The sequence below is a fragment of the Cupriavidus sp. MPR-AND1C genome (assembly GCF_058809705.1).
The window spans coordinates 1-14,318 of record NZ_JBXASU010000139.1 but is presented as its reverse complement, the minus strand read 5'-3'; the positions used below and the strand labels follow the sequence as shown (position 1 = coordinate 14,318).

Here is a 14,318-nt window from a genome sequence, read left to right as displayed (position 1 = left end):
GGGGTGGGCGCCGGGGCCGAATGTGCCCTGCGGCGGAACCGCCAAGCGGCCCTCCGGCATGTCGTGCAGGTGCCTGCGCTGGCCGGCATCCAGGCTCTCTTCAAATGTAATCCAGCGATCGCGCGCGGCGCGGCGATCCTTGTCGAGCGCATCGTGCAGCCGGTCTTCCCGCTCCGCGCGGGCGCGCAGCGACGACTCGGACCCCTCCGGCTGACCGGGGCCCCCACCTTCGCGGATAAAGCGCGCCTGCAGTTCCAGCGCGTGGGCATGCGCTTCCCGCGCCGCATCCAGGGCGGCTTGCCACAGGGTGGCCTGGGCAGGCGTGAGCGCCAGCGCTTCGCGCAGCGATGTGGGCGCCACTGGCCGGCCGGCGCCGGCAACCACCTGTGGGCTGGTCTGCAGTGCGTGCGCCGGCAGCGTCAAGGCGCAGGCGCCGCACAGCACGGCAAGGGACAGCAAGGCGCGGATGCGGGGCAGCAAGGCTTGGGGCTGGGTCACAAGGATTCTCCATGGAGGTGATGCGGGGAGAGGCCCGGGATTGCCAACGTAATGCCGATGGCTTCAAGCATAGCGGGGGCAGCCGGGCGGCCGTGGCCCGCCGGTCGGGAACTGGCAGGCACAAAAGCGGCGGGATAACGACATGACATATTAGAAAGGCCCGCCCGCTGTTGCTTGAGCGCTTGGTCAGCGCGCGGAAGCAATGCTGTACAAAGCGGGCCGCCGGGCGAGCCGCTTTGTATCAAGCCCGGTACAAAGCGGCCACACCCTGCCTATCAGGCCGCCGCGCCGGGCTGGTAGAGTGAATCCCTGGCGGCGGCGGCTTGCCGGGGCCGCCCTGATCCGCCCCACCAATCTGCTGCAATGCCGGCCTGCCGGCGCACCAACCTGCCGCGAACGACGCGGCGAACCGCTGCAAAGCACGACGAAACCCGATGGACCATTCTCCCGCCTCGCCCCTTCATTTGCTGATCGTCGACGACGATCCGCAGATCCGCTCCATGCTGGCCGAGTACCTATCCACCTTTGGCATCGAAGCCGACGGCGCCGAGGGCGGCGCTGCCATGCGCGCCGCCATGGCCACGCGCGACTACGACCTGGTGGTGCTCGACCTCTCTTTGCGCGGTGAAAACGGCCTGACGCTGTGCCGCGAGATCCGCGAGCGCAGCGACCTGCCGGTGATCATGCTCACCGCGCGCACCGAACTGGCCGACCGCGTGGTCGGGCTGGAGGTGGGCGCCGACGACTATGTCACCAAGCCCTTCGAGATGCGTGAGCTGGTGGCGCGCATCCACACCGTGCTGCGCCGTGCCCGGGGCGGCGGCGTGAAGCGCCCGGCGGCGGCGGGCGGCCACGAACTGCGCTTCGGCAACTGGCGCCTGAACACCACGCTGCGCCAGCTGGTGGATGGCGAGGACACCGTGGTGCCGTTGTCCAATGCGGAATTCCGGCTGCTGCTGGCGTTTATCGAGCACCCGAACCGCGTGCTGGATCGCGAGCTGCTGATCAACCAGGCGCGCGGCCGCGATCTCGACGTCTTCGATCGCAGCATCGACCTGCTGGTTTCGCGCCTGCGCCAGAAGCTGCGCGACGACCCGCGCGACCCGACGCTGATCCGTACCGTCCGAGGCGAGGGCTATGTCTTCACCGGCGCCGTCGAAGCCTGAGCGCGCGGGCTGGGTGGCCCGCCACGACTCCATGTTCATCCGGCTGTTCCTGGTGATGGCCGCGATCATGCTGGCCGTGCATCTGCTCGGCGTCACGGTCATCGAGAGCGTATTCCCGCGCCCGGGGCATACCGGGTTCACCTTCGTCCCCGGCGACGAAATGCCGCCACCCCCGCCCCCGGGTGAAGAGGGGCAGCGGGGCGAGTTCCCGCCGCCGCCGGATGCCGAGGCGCGCGCGGACAACGGCCAAGCCGGAGCTGGGGCGCCAGTGCCGCCACGCCGGCAGCGCCGGACCCGCGGTCTTGGGCCGCCCCGCCTGGGCCTGCTGTTCCAGCTCGCCGCCATTGTGGCCGCGTCCTGGGTGGGTGCGCGCTTGCTGGCCAGGCCAGTCCAGCGCCTGGCCAGCAGCGCCGGCCGGCTGGCCCAGGACGTGCATGCCCCGCCGCTGGACGAGGACAGCGGCCCGGCCGAGGCCCGCGCCGCAGCCAAGGCCTTCAACCACATGCAGCAGCGCATCCGCACCCAGCTGGCACAGCAATCGCGCTTCCTGGCCGCCGTGTCCCACGACCTGCGCACCCCGCTCACCCGCATGAGCCTGCGCATCGAAGGCGTCGACGACAACCAGGTGCGCTATCGCCTGCGCCAGGACCTCGCGGAGATGAACGGTCTGATCGATGCCACCCTGTATTACCTGCGCGAGCGCGACGGCGCCGCCGCACCGCGCCAGCGGGTGGATGTGCATGCCTTGCTGCAGGCCGTGGTGGACGATGCCACGGAGATTGGCCAGGACGTCACCTTGTCTGGCGACGCCGAGCCGCTGCTGGCCTATCCGGCCGAACTGCGCCGGGCCGTGGTCAACCTGGTCGAGAACGCGCACCGCTACGGCGGCAGCGCGTGCATCGAACTGGCAGACAGCGCCGAGCGGGTGATGATCGATGTGTGTGACAACGGCCCCGGCATTCCGCCGGAGGAAATGGCGCGCGTGCTGGAGCCGTTCTACCGGCTCGAATCCTCGCGCAACCGTGCCACCGGCGGGGTTGGCATGGGCCTGTCGATCGCCGCCGATATCGTCTCGCGCCACGGCGGCGAGCTCAGCCTGGCCAACCGGGCGGAGGGCGGCCTGCGGGTGCGCATCGTGCTGCCGCGCGCCTGAGCGGCGGGCGGCCGGTGCCAGCGCTACCGCTCACCGTGCCGTGCCGCCACCCATTGCCGCAAGCTGCACATACTGCGATCCGCGCGATCCGCGCGTGAAATCCAGCACGAAATCGCCCACGTCGACACGGGCCTGCAGCGCGCGCCGCAGGTCCGCCGGGGTGGCCCCGCGCGGCGCGGCCAGCGCCGTGCGCACCAGCCAGGCCGCGCCGATATAGCCGGCCAGCGTGGCCGGCGAGGCGGGCTCGTCCAGGAACTGCTTCATCCGGCCCACGTGCTCCTTGACCACGCGCAGGGTCAGGTCCTGCGGCCCCGGGGCGATCTGCGTCAGCACGATGCCGCCGATGTAGCCGGCGCCAAGAATCTCGCGTGCCGCCAGCGAATTGACCGCCGACAATCCCACCAGGAACCCGTACCAGCCCCGCGCCGCCAGCGCGCGGCCGAGGTTGCCATAGGCCAGCGTATCGCCCGCCACGATCACCGCGGCCGGGCGCGCGGCGGCGATGCGTTGCGCCACCGCGCCGGCGTCGCTGCCCTTGCCCGCATCCAGCGTGAGGGCCTGCAGTCCCGGCTCCTGCTCGGCCTGGCGCCGCCACGGCGTGCCGCTAGCCAGGCTGCCGGCCGCAAAATCCGGCGCCACGGCCAGCACCAGTTGCTTGAGGCCATAGCTGCGCAACTGCCGGATGGCCGCGTCCAGCTCGCTGCGGTAGTCGGCCCGCGTGTACCAGACGTGATCCGCCGCGAGCGACAGCCCCGACAACGGCGCCACGATCTGCACGCCGCGCCGGGCCAGCTCGGGCGAGGCGGCCAGCACTGGCAGCAAGGCATCGCTGGGGCCGAACAGCAATTCAGCCCGCTCCCCGTCAACCAGCGACAGCGCCTGCGCGGTGGCCGCGCGCGGATCGGCGTCGACCTCGCGCACCACATGCACCACGCGAGGCTCGCGCGCGCCGGCGTTGGCCGCATCGAACATCACTTTGGCCCCGGCCAGGTAGTCGCGTGCCAGGTCGGCCTGGGCACCGCCCCGGTCCACCAGGTGGCCGATCACCAGCGGGCGGCGTGGTGGCGCCTGCGCCAGCAAAGAGGCAGGCGCCAGCATGGCGCTGCCAAGCGCGGCCAGGACCCGGCGGCGCGGCGGCCGTGCGGGGTTGGCGATCAGGGAGGAAGCGTGCATGGGAATCCGCGAGGCCAGGTGCAGAGCAATGGCATGATTGGGGAGAGCGCCGCGCAGCCTATCCGATCCAGGTGACGCTGGCATGACGCCGGGCATGTCCGGGCCGTGGCGCGCCGCATGTCATGGGCCGCGGCTTGACCCCGGTCAACGCAGGCGCGGGCGGCGCGCCCTACGATGGGCCATCGAATCCACGACAAAGGCCGCCCCATGGCTGCGACTGCCCCCGCCCCGTTCCCCAACGCAATGTCCGTTCCCGTTGCCGTCTCGAGCCAGTCCCGCACCTGCTCCGGCAAGTGTGGCGCCGCCTGCACCGGCAAGCCGGCAGGACCAGGCGCTGCCGCGCCGGACCGGCATGCCTTGTCGGACTTTCGCGCGCTGGCGGGCCGCATGGATATCAACGGCCCGCGCTACACCTCGTACCCGACGGCGGACCGCTTCCACGGCGGCTTCGGCGCGCAGGACTACCAGCAGGCGCTGGCCGATTGCGCTGCTAGCGCCACCCACGCCGCCAACACGGCCAGCACGGCCAAAGCCGCCGCGCCGCTTTCGCTGTATGTGCACGTGCCGTTCTGCGAGAACATCTGCTACTACTGCGGCTGCAACAAGATCATCACCAAGGACCACCGCCGCAGCGCCCGCTACGTGGACTACCTGGCGCGCGAGATGGCGCTGGTGGCGCAGCAGCTCGGCACGCGGCGCGAGGTGGTGCAGTCGCACTGGGGCGGCGGCACGCCGACCTTCCTCGATCCCGCCGAGATGCGCCGTGTCATGGACGCGCTGCACCAGCACTTCCACCTGCTGCCCGAGGGCGAGCACTCGATCGAGATCGACCCGCGCCGCATCGGCGACGCGCAGATGGCGCTGCTGGCGGAACTTGGCTTCAACCGCATCAGCCTGGGCGTGCAGGATTTCGACGCCGAGGTCCAGCGCGCCATCCACCGCGTGCAATCGCAAGCTGAGACGCAGGCGGTCGTCGACGCCGCGCGCCGGCTGGGTTTCCGCTCGGTCAGCATGGACCTGATCTACGGCCTGCCGCACCAGACCACGGCGCGTTTTGCCGCCACTGTGGAGCAGGTGCTGGCGATGCGCCCGGACCGGCTCTCCGTGTACAGCTACGCGCACCTGCCGCACGTGTTCAAGCCGCAGCGGCGCATCGATGAACGCGCACTGCCGGCAGCCGCAGAAAAACTCGACATCCTGGTCGGCACGATCGAGCAGCTCACCGCCGCGGGCTATGTCTACATCGGCATGGACCACTTCGCGCTGCCGGACGACGCGCTCGCCGTGGCCCAGCGCGAGGGCCGGCTGCAGCGCAACTTCCAGGGCTATTCCACCCATGCCGGCCATGACCAACTGGGCTTCGGCGTCTCGTCGATCGGCGCGGTGGCGGGCCGCTACGTGCAGAACGCCCGCACGCTGGATGACTACTACCGCAGCCTCGACGCCGGCGTGCTGCCCGTGATGCGCGGCTTCGCCATGCGCGACGAAGATCACTTGCGGCGCGATGTGATTGGCGCGCTGATGTGCAATGGCGTACTGGATGTCGCCGCGGTCGAAGCACGCCACCGCATCGATTTTGCCGTGCACTTCGCGCACGAGCTGGCGGAGCTGGCGCGGCTGGCCGAAGACGGGCTGGTGCGTTGTGAGCCTGGCCGCATCGAGGTGACGCCGCTGGGGCGTTTGCTGGTGCGCCGCCTGGCCATGGTGTTCGACGGCTTCCTGCGCGAGGATGCCCGGCGTACAGAGCCCGCCGCCATCCGGAGCGCTGATGCAGGTACGCCTTTGCCGATGCCAACGCGCTACTCGCGCGTGGTTTAAGCCACACCGGAAAGCAAAAAGCCCGCGGCATGCCGCGGGCTTTTTTGTTGAGAGCGGCTTGCGCTTACTTCGAAGCGTTGGCCATGTAGTCCACTGCGGCCATCACGTCGGCGTCGGGGCCGGCGTAGCCGCCCTTCGGCGGCATCACGCCCTTGCCCTTCAGGGCGAACGCGTGCACGGCGTCCATGCCTTCCTTCAGGCGCGGCGCCCAGGCTGCCTTGTCGCCGAACTTCGGCGCACCGGCAACACCGGCTGCGTGGCAGGCGGCGCAGACTTGTTCGTAGACCTTCTTGCCCACTTCGGCGGAAGCCGGCGCGGCTGCAGCTGCGGCAGCCGGTGCGGCGGCGGCAGGTGCCGCTGCGGGAGCGGCCGGCGCAGCGGCTGCCGCAGGCGCCGCGGCGTCCGAGGCAGCAGCGGTAGCCGGAGCGGCGGCGGGCGCGGCCGGTTCCGGGAACTTGGCACCGCCGGCGTCGGCCATGTAGACCACGGCGCGGCCGAGTTCGTAATCGGAGTAGTCGTCGGCGGTGGTGCCGGCGCGGGCTTGCATGGCGCCCTTGCCATGCAGCACGGAGTTCAGCAGGCCGTCAAAGCCTTGGCCGATACGCGGAGCCCAGTCACCAGCGTTGCTGTACTTGGGCGCGCCGGCAGCACCGGTGGCGTGGCAGGCGGCGCAGACTTCCTTATAGACCTGCTCGCCCGTCTTGAAGACGCGCGGTGCGTTCGGGTCCTTCAGCTCGAGCGAGGCGACCGGCTTGATGCGGTCATTGACAGCTTCCACGGTAGTGGTGGAACCCGCGCCTTCCTTGGCACCGTGTCCGACAAAGTTGACCAGCAGGATGATCACGATGATTGGCACCAGGAAGGCGGCAATCACCACAGCGATCAGCTGCTTGGGGGTTTTGATGGGAGACTCGTGTTCGTCTTGTGCGTTATGGACGTCGCTCATACTCAACTCTCAATTTTGCAGGAAACCTGTGGCCGCTCGCGATCGGCTGCTTATGTGGCCGCTTGCTCGGTGGCCAATTCCCCCTGGCCAATTGCGCGCATCGGACTATTATCCGGTGCCAACTGCCCCGAAACGGGCCAGCCAGCAGGGCGCGGCACCATCATCCCCGGACCTGATGTGGATGTTGCGCAGCCCCGTTTTTACACAAATAACTCGCGATTATAGCCCCAAAGACTTACCGCATGGAGGCAAAAGCGGCTTGCAAGAGACGTCATCTGGCCGCACTTTTCAGCCCGGCGTGGACGTCTTTCGCCAAACACGGTATGCTATGCGCCTTTCCGGCAGCGGCACTCGCGCGCTGCCCGCGTTGTACCCCGTCATACCCTGTGCGCCCGTAGCTCAATGGATAGAGTACTGCCCTCCGAAGGCAGGGGTTGCTGGTTCGATCCCAGCCGGGCGCACCAATCCCCACAACGGTTTCCAGCGTTTCGCCCTATTCCTGCGAAGCGCGACTGCACCTAACTTCAGCGCAGGCACCTCAGTCAGGGGCGCCACCCACTGCGCCAGGTGGTCCGCCGACAGGTGCGCATAGCGTTGCACCATCTCCATCGTTTCCCAGCCTCCCAGTTCGACAACGGCACGGTGATCGCCTTGCGCGCCTTGGCTTGGTCCGGGTGGATCAAGGCGACACGCCGCACCAGATCCACCTGCGACCACTGCAGCCCGGTGACGTTGGCGCGCCGCAGACCCGTTTCCAGGCCGAACTCGCCGAGGTTGCCGGGCTGAGCCGGTTCCAGCTGCTGCGCGCGTTGTGCCGGTGATACAGCTGCGCGTGCCTGGGCAGGTTTCGGGCTGCGGGGGAACCGTCGCGGGCAATTTCCGGCGGAGCGCACGGTATGGCGCATGATGCATTTCATCTTCGCGCTGCGCGGCTTGTCGAGCACGTGTCTTCCCGGAAAGTGTCATGCCCGGCGCGTAGCCGCGCTTGCGCGCGCTACGGCTGCCCGGTGGAAGGCACTGTCAATCCGCAAACAGAAGCATTTTCTCCCCTTAATTGCGCCTTTTCGCCCGATCGGCCCAATGCGTAAATGGCCCGCATCAAACGCCTAGGGAAGCCATTCCATGTGCAATATCGCAGACAAAGTGCCCCGCGAGCGCACGCGCCGGGCCGTTGCTCACTCTCGGTTGCAGGGCGCGTGGGCAACGTGCCTGGCGATGCCGCTGGCCGGCTCGGCAGCCTTGCTCGCGCTGGCGGGTTGTGCCCAACTGCCTGCCTCTGCGACGGCGGACGCGCCGGCGCCGCAGAGCACGATTGCGAGCTTCGTGATCCCGCCCGATGCGCTTGGCGCGCGCGATGCGCAACTCGCGGCCGTGCTTGCCAAGGCCGGCGCGCTGGCGGCCCGGCAGAAGCAGCCGGCGACCGTCGTCGTCACCGCGCTCGGCCAGGACCTGCCCTACCTCAACCAGGCGATCTGGAAGGGTGTACCGGCACAGCGCACCACCGCCGTCCACCTCGAGAACCTGACGGCCGGCACGAGCCAGCCGTACAGCGTCACCATCAAGACGGCGCAATCGCAATAACGCCGCAATAACGCCGCAATAACACCGCAACAAGGAGCAGCAGCCGATGCACCGCCTCACCCTGTTTGCCGTCAGCCTGGCGCTGGCCATGCCGGCCCTTGCCACCGAGCCTGGCGCCGATGTCCGTCCTGCCTTGCCGGCAGCCGCGCCGGCGGCGGACAAGGTCTATCCACCGCTGCCGACCCTGGCCATGTTGCCGCCCGCGAGCGGCAGTGACGAGCTCAGCGCGCCGCGCGTGGGCCACACCGCCCGGGCCAGGATGAAAGCGCTGCCCGCGCAGGAACGCAAGAGCCTCGCGCCGGTGGTGCGCCTGATAGTCTCCGACACCTCGCGTGCATACCTGGACACGATCGGACATCAGCTCGACCTGGCCCTGCAGCAGTCGTCGCCGCCCGGGCTGGCTGAAGATCATCGCCAACGCCTGGCAAGCGAGGGCATCAATCGTGTCCGCTAACGCCCATACGAAGGCGGTCGGCCCGCGCCAGTACCGCGGGCTTGCCGGCAGCTTGCTGGCGATTTTGCTGCTGCTGCTGTTCCATGGTGCGGCCCGTGCGCAGGATTGCTTCGAGCAGGCGGGCACCTACCAGGGCGTCAACCCGTCGGTGCTGCGTGCCATCGCGTGGTTCGAGTCGAAGGGCGATCCCGCCGCGGTGAACCGCAATGCGAATGGGTCGATCGACGTTGGGCAGTTGCAGATCAACTCGGTGCATTTCAATGACCTGGCACGCCACGGGGTGCCGAGCCGCGCGCTGACCGACTCGTGCGTCAACGTCTATGTCGCCGCCTGGCTGCTAAAGCAAAAGATGGTGAGGCATGGCAACACCTGGCGCGCCATTGGCGCCTACCACTCCGAATCGCCGGGCCAGCGCGACGCTTACGCGCGCAGCATCCAGCGAATCCTGGTGGCCTGGGGCGAGCTGCCGTCGGCCCGCTAGCGCATGGGTAGCGCATGGGAGCGGGCCGCGCCGGCCCTTGCTATCATGCGTGCCATGCAGCCCGACATCACCATCGCCCACACCGAGTACGAGATCACCGCGATCCGCGCGCAAGGCGCGGGCGGGCAGAACATCAACAAGGTGTCCAATGCGGTGCACCTGCGTTTCGATGTCCGCGCCTCGTCGCTGGAAGAAGGGCACAAGGCACGGCTGCTGCAGTTGCATGACCACCGCATCACGCGCGATGGCGTGGTGGTGATCAAGGCGCAGCAACACCGCAGCCTGGAGATGAATCGGGAGGAGGCCGTGCAGCGCCTGCACGACCTGGTGCGCAGCGTGGCTACGCCGCCGCGCACGCGCCGCGCCACGCGGCCTACCTTCGGCTCGAAGATGCGGCGTCTCGAAGGCAAGAGCCAGCGCAGCCAGGTCAAGGCGCAGCGCGGCAAGGTGATGGACTAAGGGACTAAGGGACTAAGGGCGGCACGCCTGCGCTGGCTTCCTGGCTTCGCGCCGCCTGACATCGGCGCCGGCACTCAGGCGGCCAGAGGCAGGCGCACCGTCAGCGTGACGCCGCGCCCGCCGATGCCGGGGCTCAGGCTTACCTGGCCTTGCGCCGTCAGCACGATCTCCTTGACGATGGCCAGCCCCAGGCCGCTGCCTTCCTGGTTCGGCAGTGCGTTGCGATAGAAACGATCGAATATCTTGGGCCGTGCTTCCGCGGGAATGCCGGGACCGTTGTCGCTCACCGCGAGGACGGCATTTCCTGCCTCGAGTGTCAGGGCCACGGTGACCTGGCCTTGCGCCGGCGTGTAACGGATCGCGTTGTCGACCAGGTTCGATACCACGGCCGCCATCATCCACGCGTTGACGCTCACCCGTGCACTGTCTACCGCCAGCTCGGCACCCAGGTCTATGCCCTTGCGCTGCGCCAGCACCACCATGTCTTCCAGCACGGCGGTCACCAGCGGCACCAGGTCCGCGCCTTGTTGCGCGGCACCGGCACCGGCACTGCGCGCGGCTTCGGCCTGCGACAGCAACAGTAGCTTGTTGGCCAGGTTGGTCATGGCCTGCGTGCTGGTCTCCATCGACCCGAGGATCTCGCGCAGCCTGGCTTCATCGTCCACCCGCGCGGCAAACTCCAGCTGTGCCCCCAGCACCGCGAGCGGCGTGCGGATCTGGTGCGCGGCATCGGCGATAAAGCGCTTTTGCTGGCGCACATATTCGTTCAGGCGCTGGATGCACTGGTTGATCGCCTCGACAATGGGCCGCAATTCCTGCGGCAGGTCGACCGCGCTCACCGGTACCAGGTCCATCGGGTCACGTCCCGCCACTTCGTCCTTCACGCGCAGCAGCGGGCTCAGCTCCACAGTGAGCCCGATCATCACCAGCCCCACGGCCAGCACCAGCATCACCACTTCGCGCAGCAGCGCCGGCATGCGCAGGCTGCGAACCAGCTCGTGGTTGCCGATCAGCGTCTGCCCCACGGTGACGGTGACCTTGCGGGCCTCGCCGGAGTCGAACATCGTGCGGGTGGCTTGCACGACCCGCACCGGCTGCGACTGGAAGCGGGACGAGTAGAACACGGGGCTGGCGGCGCCCGCCATCGGCGGCTGCTCGAAGCGCGGATTGCCGGCCAGGATCCGGCCGCGATCATCGACCACGTTGTAGAAAACTTGGTCGCCATAGGGCGAGTCGAACAGGGACAGCGCCGACGGCGGCACCTGCACCGTGATGCGTCCGTCCGCCCACGCGATGTGGCCCGCGATGACGTCGGCCGAAGCTTGCAGCGCGCGGTCCTGCACGCGGTTTGCGGTATCGGCCGCACTCAGGTACGCGGCATAGCTGCTGATGCCCACAAAGGCCGCCAGCGGCACCAGCAGCCATAGCAGCAACCGTACGCGCAGGCTGTGGATCATTGCTTTTGCTGCAGCAGGTAGCCCAGGCCGCGCAGCGTCATGATGGTGGCCTGGCAGCCCTCGAGCTTCTTGCGGATGCGATGGATATAGATCTCGATGGCGTCCTCGCTGGGCTCCTCGTCGAGTGAATACACGCCCGACATGAGGCTCGCCTTGGACACGGTCTTGCCGAGCCGCATCATCAGGATTTCCAGCGCGGTGTGCTCTTTCAGCCGCAGCGAAAGCAGCTCGCCCGCGACATAGAACTGCCGCGTGTCGGTGTTGTAGGTGAGATCGCCGCAAACCAGTTCGGCCTGCTTTTCCCCCGTCTGCCGCCGCGCCAGGGCTTTGATGCGCGCGACCAGTTCCCGCACTTCGAAAGGCTTGACGAGGTAGTCGTCGGCGCCCAGGCCCAGGCACTCCACTTTTTCGTCGACCGAGGCGCTTGCCGTCACCACCAGCACCGGCACGTTGTTGCGGCGCGCGCGCAGCCGGCGCAATACGCTCTTGCCGGCCAGGCGCGGGATCTGCAGGTCTAGCAGCACCACGTCGTAGCTCTGCGTCTGCAGCAACTGATCGGCGTATTCGCCGTCCAGCACGGTATCGACCATGAAGCGCTCTTCCTTCAGCAGCCTCGCGAGCCAGTGGATGAGCGAAGCATTGTCTTCGATCAGCAATACCTTCATGAACCGCTCTGGTGAGGACCTGCTGTTGCCGGGGTCTCCTTTTACCACTGCCCGCCATGGCGCGGACGCTGCACCGCATCGGGATATTCCCTGAGATGCGGCGAAAGCTGCGTGAAGGTTTGCGCTGCCTAGAATGCTTCGAGCCCCGCGCTGTGGCCCCGGCGAGCGCGGAGGCACGCCGTAATCAGAGCCCAATCATGCCCCGGCCACCAAGGCCTGGCGCCAGCAAAACAAGGGAGACAAAGATGAATGCATACAGGAAGGGCATGCTTGCCGTGGCCTCTGCGGCACTTGCAGCACTTGCGGCCGCGCACACGGCGCACGCGGCCGACGCAAAGCTGTCGATCATGGTGGGCGGCGCGACCAAGATCATCTACCTGCCAGCCAGGCTGACCGAGCAGCTGGGCTACTTCAAGGAGGAGGGGCTCGACGTCGAGATCCTCTCGCAGCCGGCCGGGGTCGACGCCGAAAACGAACTGCTGGCCGGCGCGGTGCAGGGCGTGGTGGGCTTCTACGATCACACCATTGACCTGCAGAGCAAGGGCAAGGAAGTAGAGGCCGTGGTGGTGTTCGGCAAGGTGCCGGGCGAGGTGGAGATGGTGGCCACGCGTGCGGCCGGCCAGATCAAGAGCATGGCCGATGTGAAAGGCAAGACGCTCGGCGTGACCGGCCTGGGCTCGTCGACCAACTTCCTGACGCAGTACCTGGCCTTCAAGGCGGGGGTGGCGCCGAGCCAGTACACGGTGCTGCCGGTCGGCGCCGATAACAGCTTCATGGCTGCGATCCGCCAGAGCCGCATCGATGCCGGCATGACCACCGAGCCCACTATCTCGCAATTGCTCAAGACCGGCGAGGCGCAGGTGCTGGTCGACATGCGCACGGCCGAGGGCACCACCCAGGCACTGGGCGGGCTTTATCCGGCCTCCAGCCTTTATATGCAGCGCGCCTGGGTGGAGGGGCACAAGGACCAGGTGCAGAAGCTGGCGCGCGCCTTCGTCAAGACCATGCGCTTTATCAAAGCCCACAGCGCCGAGGAGATCGCGCAGAAGATGCCCAAGGACTACTACGGCAATAACCGCGAGCTCTACGTCAAGGCCCTGGGGGCCTCGCTGCCCATGTTCACGGACGACGGCAGGATGCCCGCCGGCGGCCCCGAAACGGTGCTCAAGGTGCTCTCCTCGTTCGATCCGACTGTCAAGGGCAAGCACATCGAACTGGGCCGCACGTTCACCAACGAGTTCGTCGACCACGTCGCCAGGTGAGGCACCAGGCGAATAACCGGTTCGCGCCGCCGGCGCGCGCACTGCAAGGAAACCTCATGACCAATACCGTGCCGCAAGATGCGCCGGCCATCGAATTCGAGCGCGTCTCCTGCCGCTTCATCGCACCCGATGGCACTGCCACCGTGGCGTTGCGCGACTTCTCCATGCGTGTGGGCAAGGGCGAGTTCGTCGCCATCGTCGGGCCGACGGGATGCGGCAAATCGACCACGCTGAGCCTGATCACCGGCTTGCTCAAGCCGAGCACCGGCGAGGTGCGCCTGATGGGCAAACGCGTGACCGGCATCGATCCGCGCATCGGCTTCGTGTTCCAGGCCGATGCGGTCTTCCCGTGGCGCTCGGTGCTGCACAACGTGGCGGCCGGGCCGCTGTTCCGCGGCGCCGGCCCCCCCCGCGACCAGGCCTATGGCCTGGCTGAGGAATGGGTGCGCAAGGTCGGCTTGGCCAAGTTCAGCAACCACTACCCGCATCAGTTGTCGGGCGGCATGCGCAAGCGCGTGGCGCTGGCGCAGACCTTCATCAACAATCCGCAGATCCTGCTGATGGACGAGCCATTCAGCGCGCTGGACATGCAGACCCGCACGCTGATGCAGGACGAGCTGCTGCAGCTCTGGTCGCAGAACGCCGGCTCGGTGGTGTTCGTCACGCACGACCTGGAAGAAGCCATTGCCATGGCTGACAGGGTCTTCGTGCTGACCGCGCGTCCGGCCACCCTCAAGCGTGTCTACGAGATCGACCTGCCACGCCCGCGCGTGACGTCGGAGATCCGCTACGAAAAGCACTTTGTCGAACTGTCGCGCGAGATCTGGGCCGATCTGCGCGAGGAAGTCCACATCGACTGATGCTGCGCCGCGAACGCGGCCAATGTGAATGCCAATACCGACACCGATACCGATACCAATGAACATGGAAGCAAACACGGCCCTTGCCGACGAACTCGACGTCTTTGAACGGGAGGCCAGGCTAGCCATGCGCCGGCGCCGCCAACTGATCATCACCCTGCGCATCGCCTTGCTGGTGGTGGCGCTGGGCGGTTGGGAGCTGGCGGGACGGCTGCACTGGATCGACCCGTTCTTCTTCTCCATGCCCTCGCTGATCGCGGAGCAGATCTACGACTGGTTCGTCAACGGCACCTCGCAGGGACCGCTGCTGGCCCAGGTGGCGGTCACGCTGGAAGAGACCGGGCT

General features: G+C 67.9%; 14 protein-coding genes, 1 tRNA gene and 2 pseudogenes. 11 read left to right on the top strand and 6 right to left on the bottom strand.

Translation table 11 applies throughout. The features are described from left to right. Nucleotides 1-498 (bottom strand): hypothetical protein (locus AC1RWI_RS36120; RefSeq protein ID WP_492870704.1); only part of this gene is annotated, 498 nt, incomplete at its 3' end. A 434-nt stretch (nucleotides 499-932) separates the two neighbouring features. Between AC1RWI_RS36120 and AC1RWI_RS36115 the strand changes: the two genes are divergently transcribed. Both AC1RWI_RS36115 and AC1RWI_RS36110 read left to right on the top strand, forming a co-directional pair. Next, entirely contained in the window at nucleotides 933-1,664 is a 732-nt protein-coding gene (locus AC1RWI_RS36115) for a response regulator (RefSeq protein ID WP_043350691.1), read from the top strand. After that, a complete protein-coding gene (locus AC1RWI_RS36110; RefSeq protein WP_052494717.1) occupies nucleotides 1,636-2,817 on the top strand; it encodes an ATP-binding protein in 1,182 nt (393 codons plus the stop codon). The genes AC1RWI_RS36115 and AC1RWI_RS36110 overlap by 29 nt, the downstream gene beginning before the upstream one ends. Nucleotides 2,818-2,847: 30 nt before the next feature. Here AC1RWI_RS36110 and AC1RWI_RS36105 read toward each other — a convergent pair whose 3' ends face one another. Beyond that, a complete protein-coding gene (locus AC1RWI_RS36105) occupies nucleotides 2,848-3,990 on the bottom strand; it encodes an ABC transporter substrate-binding protein (RefSeq protein WP_043350687.1) in 1,143 nt (380 codons plus the stop codon). A gap of 207 nt (nucleotides 3,991-4,197) precedes the next feature. Between AC1RWI_RS36105 and hemN the strand changes: the two genes are divergently transcribed. Beyond that, complete coding sequence (hemN, locus tag AC1RWI_RS36100) at nucleotides 4,198-5,808, top strand: oxygen-independent coproporphyrinogen III oxidase (RefSeq protein WP_492870703.1); 1,611 nt, start codon at nucleotides 4,198-4,200, stop codon at nucleotides 5,806-5,808. A 64-nt stretch (nucleotides 5,809-5,872) separates the two neighbouring features. Here hemN and AC1RWI_RS36095 read toward each other — a convergent pair whose 3' ends face one another. After that, nucleotides 5,873-6,754 (bottom strand): c-type cytochrome, encoded by an 882-nt coding sequence (locus AC1RWI_RS36095; RefSeq protein ID WP_043350683.1) that lies wholly within the window; start codon nucleotides 6,752-6,754, stop codon nucleotides 5,873-5,875. A 388-nt stretch (nucleotides 6,755-7,142) separates the two neighbouring features. Here AC1RWI_RS36095 and AC1RWI_RS36090 point away from each other — a divergent pair. Further along, nucleotides 7,143-7,218: transfer RNA gene (locus tag AC1RWI_RS36090), tRNA-Arg, on the top strand. 64 nt (nucleotides 7,219-7,282) lie between these two features. Here AC1RWI_RS36090 and AC1RWI_RS36085 read toward each other — a convergent pair. Beyond that, nucleotides 7,283-7,578, bottom strand: a pseudogene (locus tag AC1RWI_RS36085) (tyrosine-type recombinase/integrase); the annotation flags it as partial. A 391-nt stretch (nucleotides 7,579-7,969) separates the two neighbouring features. Between AC1RWI_RS36085 and AC1RWI_RS36080 the strand changes: the two are divergent. Genes AC1RWI_RS36080 through arfB form a run of 4 tightly spaced genes read left to right on the top strand, consistent with a single transcriptional unit; the run spans nucleotide 7,970 to nucleotide 9,729 of the window. Continuing rightward, the gene (locus AC1RWI_RS36080) at nucleotides 7,970-8,335 is read left to right on the top strand and encodes a hypothetical protein (protein WP_043350680.1); all 366 of its coding nucleotides are present in this window, start codon (nucleotides 7,970-7,972) and stop codon (nucleotides 8,333-8,335) included. 46 nt (nucleotides 8,336-8,381) lie between these two features. Beyond that, a complete protein-coding gene (locus tag AC1RWI_RS36075; protein WP_063778422.1) occupies nucleotides 8,382-8,789 on the top strand; it encodes a hypothetical protein in 408 nt (135 codons plus the stop codon). A gap of 52 nt (nucleotides 8,790-8,841) precedes the next feature. After that, the gene (locus tag AC1RWI_RS36070; protein ID WP_236702066.1) at nucleotides 8,842-9,270 is read left to right on the top strand and encodes a lytic transglycosylase domain-containing protein; all 429 of its coding nucleotides are present in this window, start codon (nucleotides 8,842-8,844) and stop codon (nucleotides 9,268-9,270) included. 54 nt (nucleotides 9,271-9,324) lie between these two features. After that, nucleotides 9,325-9,729: an alternative ribosome rescue aminoacyl-tRNA hydrolase ArfB gene (arfB, locus tag AC1RWI_RS36065; protein ID WP_492870705.1), complete on the top strand. Its 405-nt coding sequence runs from the start codon at nucleotides 9,325-9,327 to the stop codon at nucleotides 9,727-9,729. A gap of 74 nt (nucleotides 9,730-9,803) precedes the next feature. Here the strand turns inward: arfB and AC1RWI_RS36060 are convergent, their stop codons facing one another. Both AC1RWI_RS36060 and AC1RWI_RS36055 read right to left on the bottom strand, forming a co-directional pair. Further along, nucleotides 9,804-11,186 carry a sensor histidine kinase N-terminal domain-containing protein gene (locus tag AC1RWI_RS36060; protein ID WP_492870702.1) on the bottom strand — a complete coding sequence of 461 codons (1,383 nt, stop codon included), beginning with the start codon at nucleotides 11,184-11,186 and terminating at the stop codon, nucleotides 9,804-9,806. Further along, complete coding sequence (locus AC1RWI_RS36055) at nucleotides 11,183-11,851, bottom strand: response regulator (protein ID WP_043350669.1); 669 nt, start codon at nucleotides 11,849-11,851, stop codon at nucleotides 11,183-11,185. The genes AC1RWI_RS36060 and AC1RWI_RS36055 overlap by 4 nt, the downstream gene beginning before the upstream one ends. 245 nt (nucleotides 11,852-12,096) lie before the next feature. Here AC1RWI_RS36055 and AC1RWI_RS36050 point away from each other — a divergent pair, with 245 nt between their 5' ends. The 3 genes and pseudogenes from AC1RWI_RS36050 to AC1RWI_RS36040 form a co-directional block, all read left to right on the top strand. Then, complete coding sequence (locus AC1RWI_RS36050) at nucleotides 12,097-13,113, top strand: ABC transporter substrate-binding protein (RefSeq protein ID WP_043350666.1); 1,017 nt, start codon at nucleotides 12,097-12,099, stop codon at nucleotides 13,111-13,113. A 56-nt stretch (nucleotides 13,114-13,169) separates the two neighbouring features. Continuing rightward, the gene (locus AC1RWI_RS36045; RefSeq protein ID WP_492870701.1) at nucleotides 13,170-13,973 is read left to right on the top strand and encodes an ABC transporter ATP-binding protein; all 804 of its coding nucleotides are present in this window, start codon (nucleotides 13,170-13,172) and stop codon (nucleotides 13,971-13,973) included. A 28-nt stretch (nucleotides 13,974-14,001) separates the two neighbouring features. Then, nucleotides 14,002-14,318, top strand: a pseudogene (locus AC1RWI_RS36040) (ABC transporter permease); the annotation flags it as partial.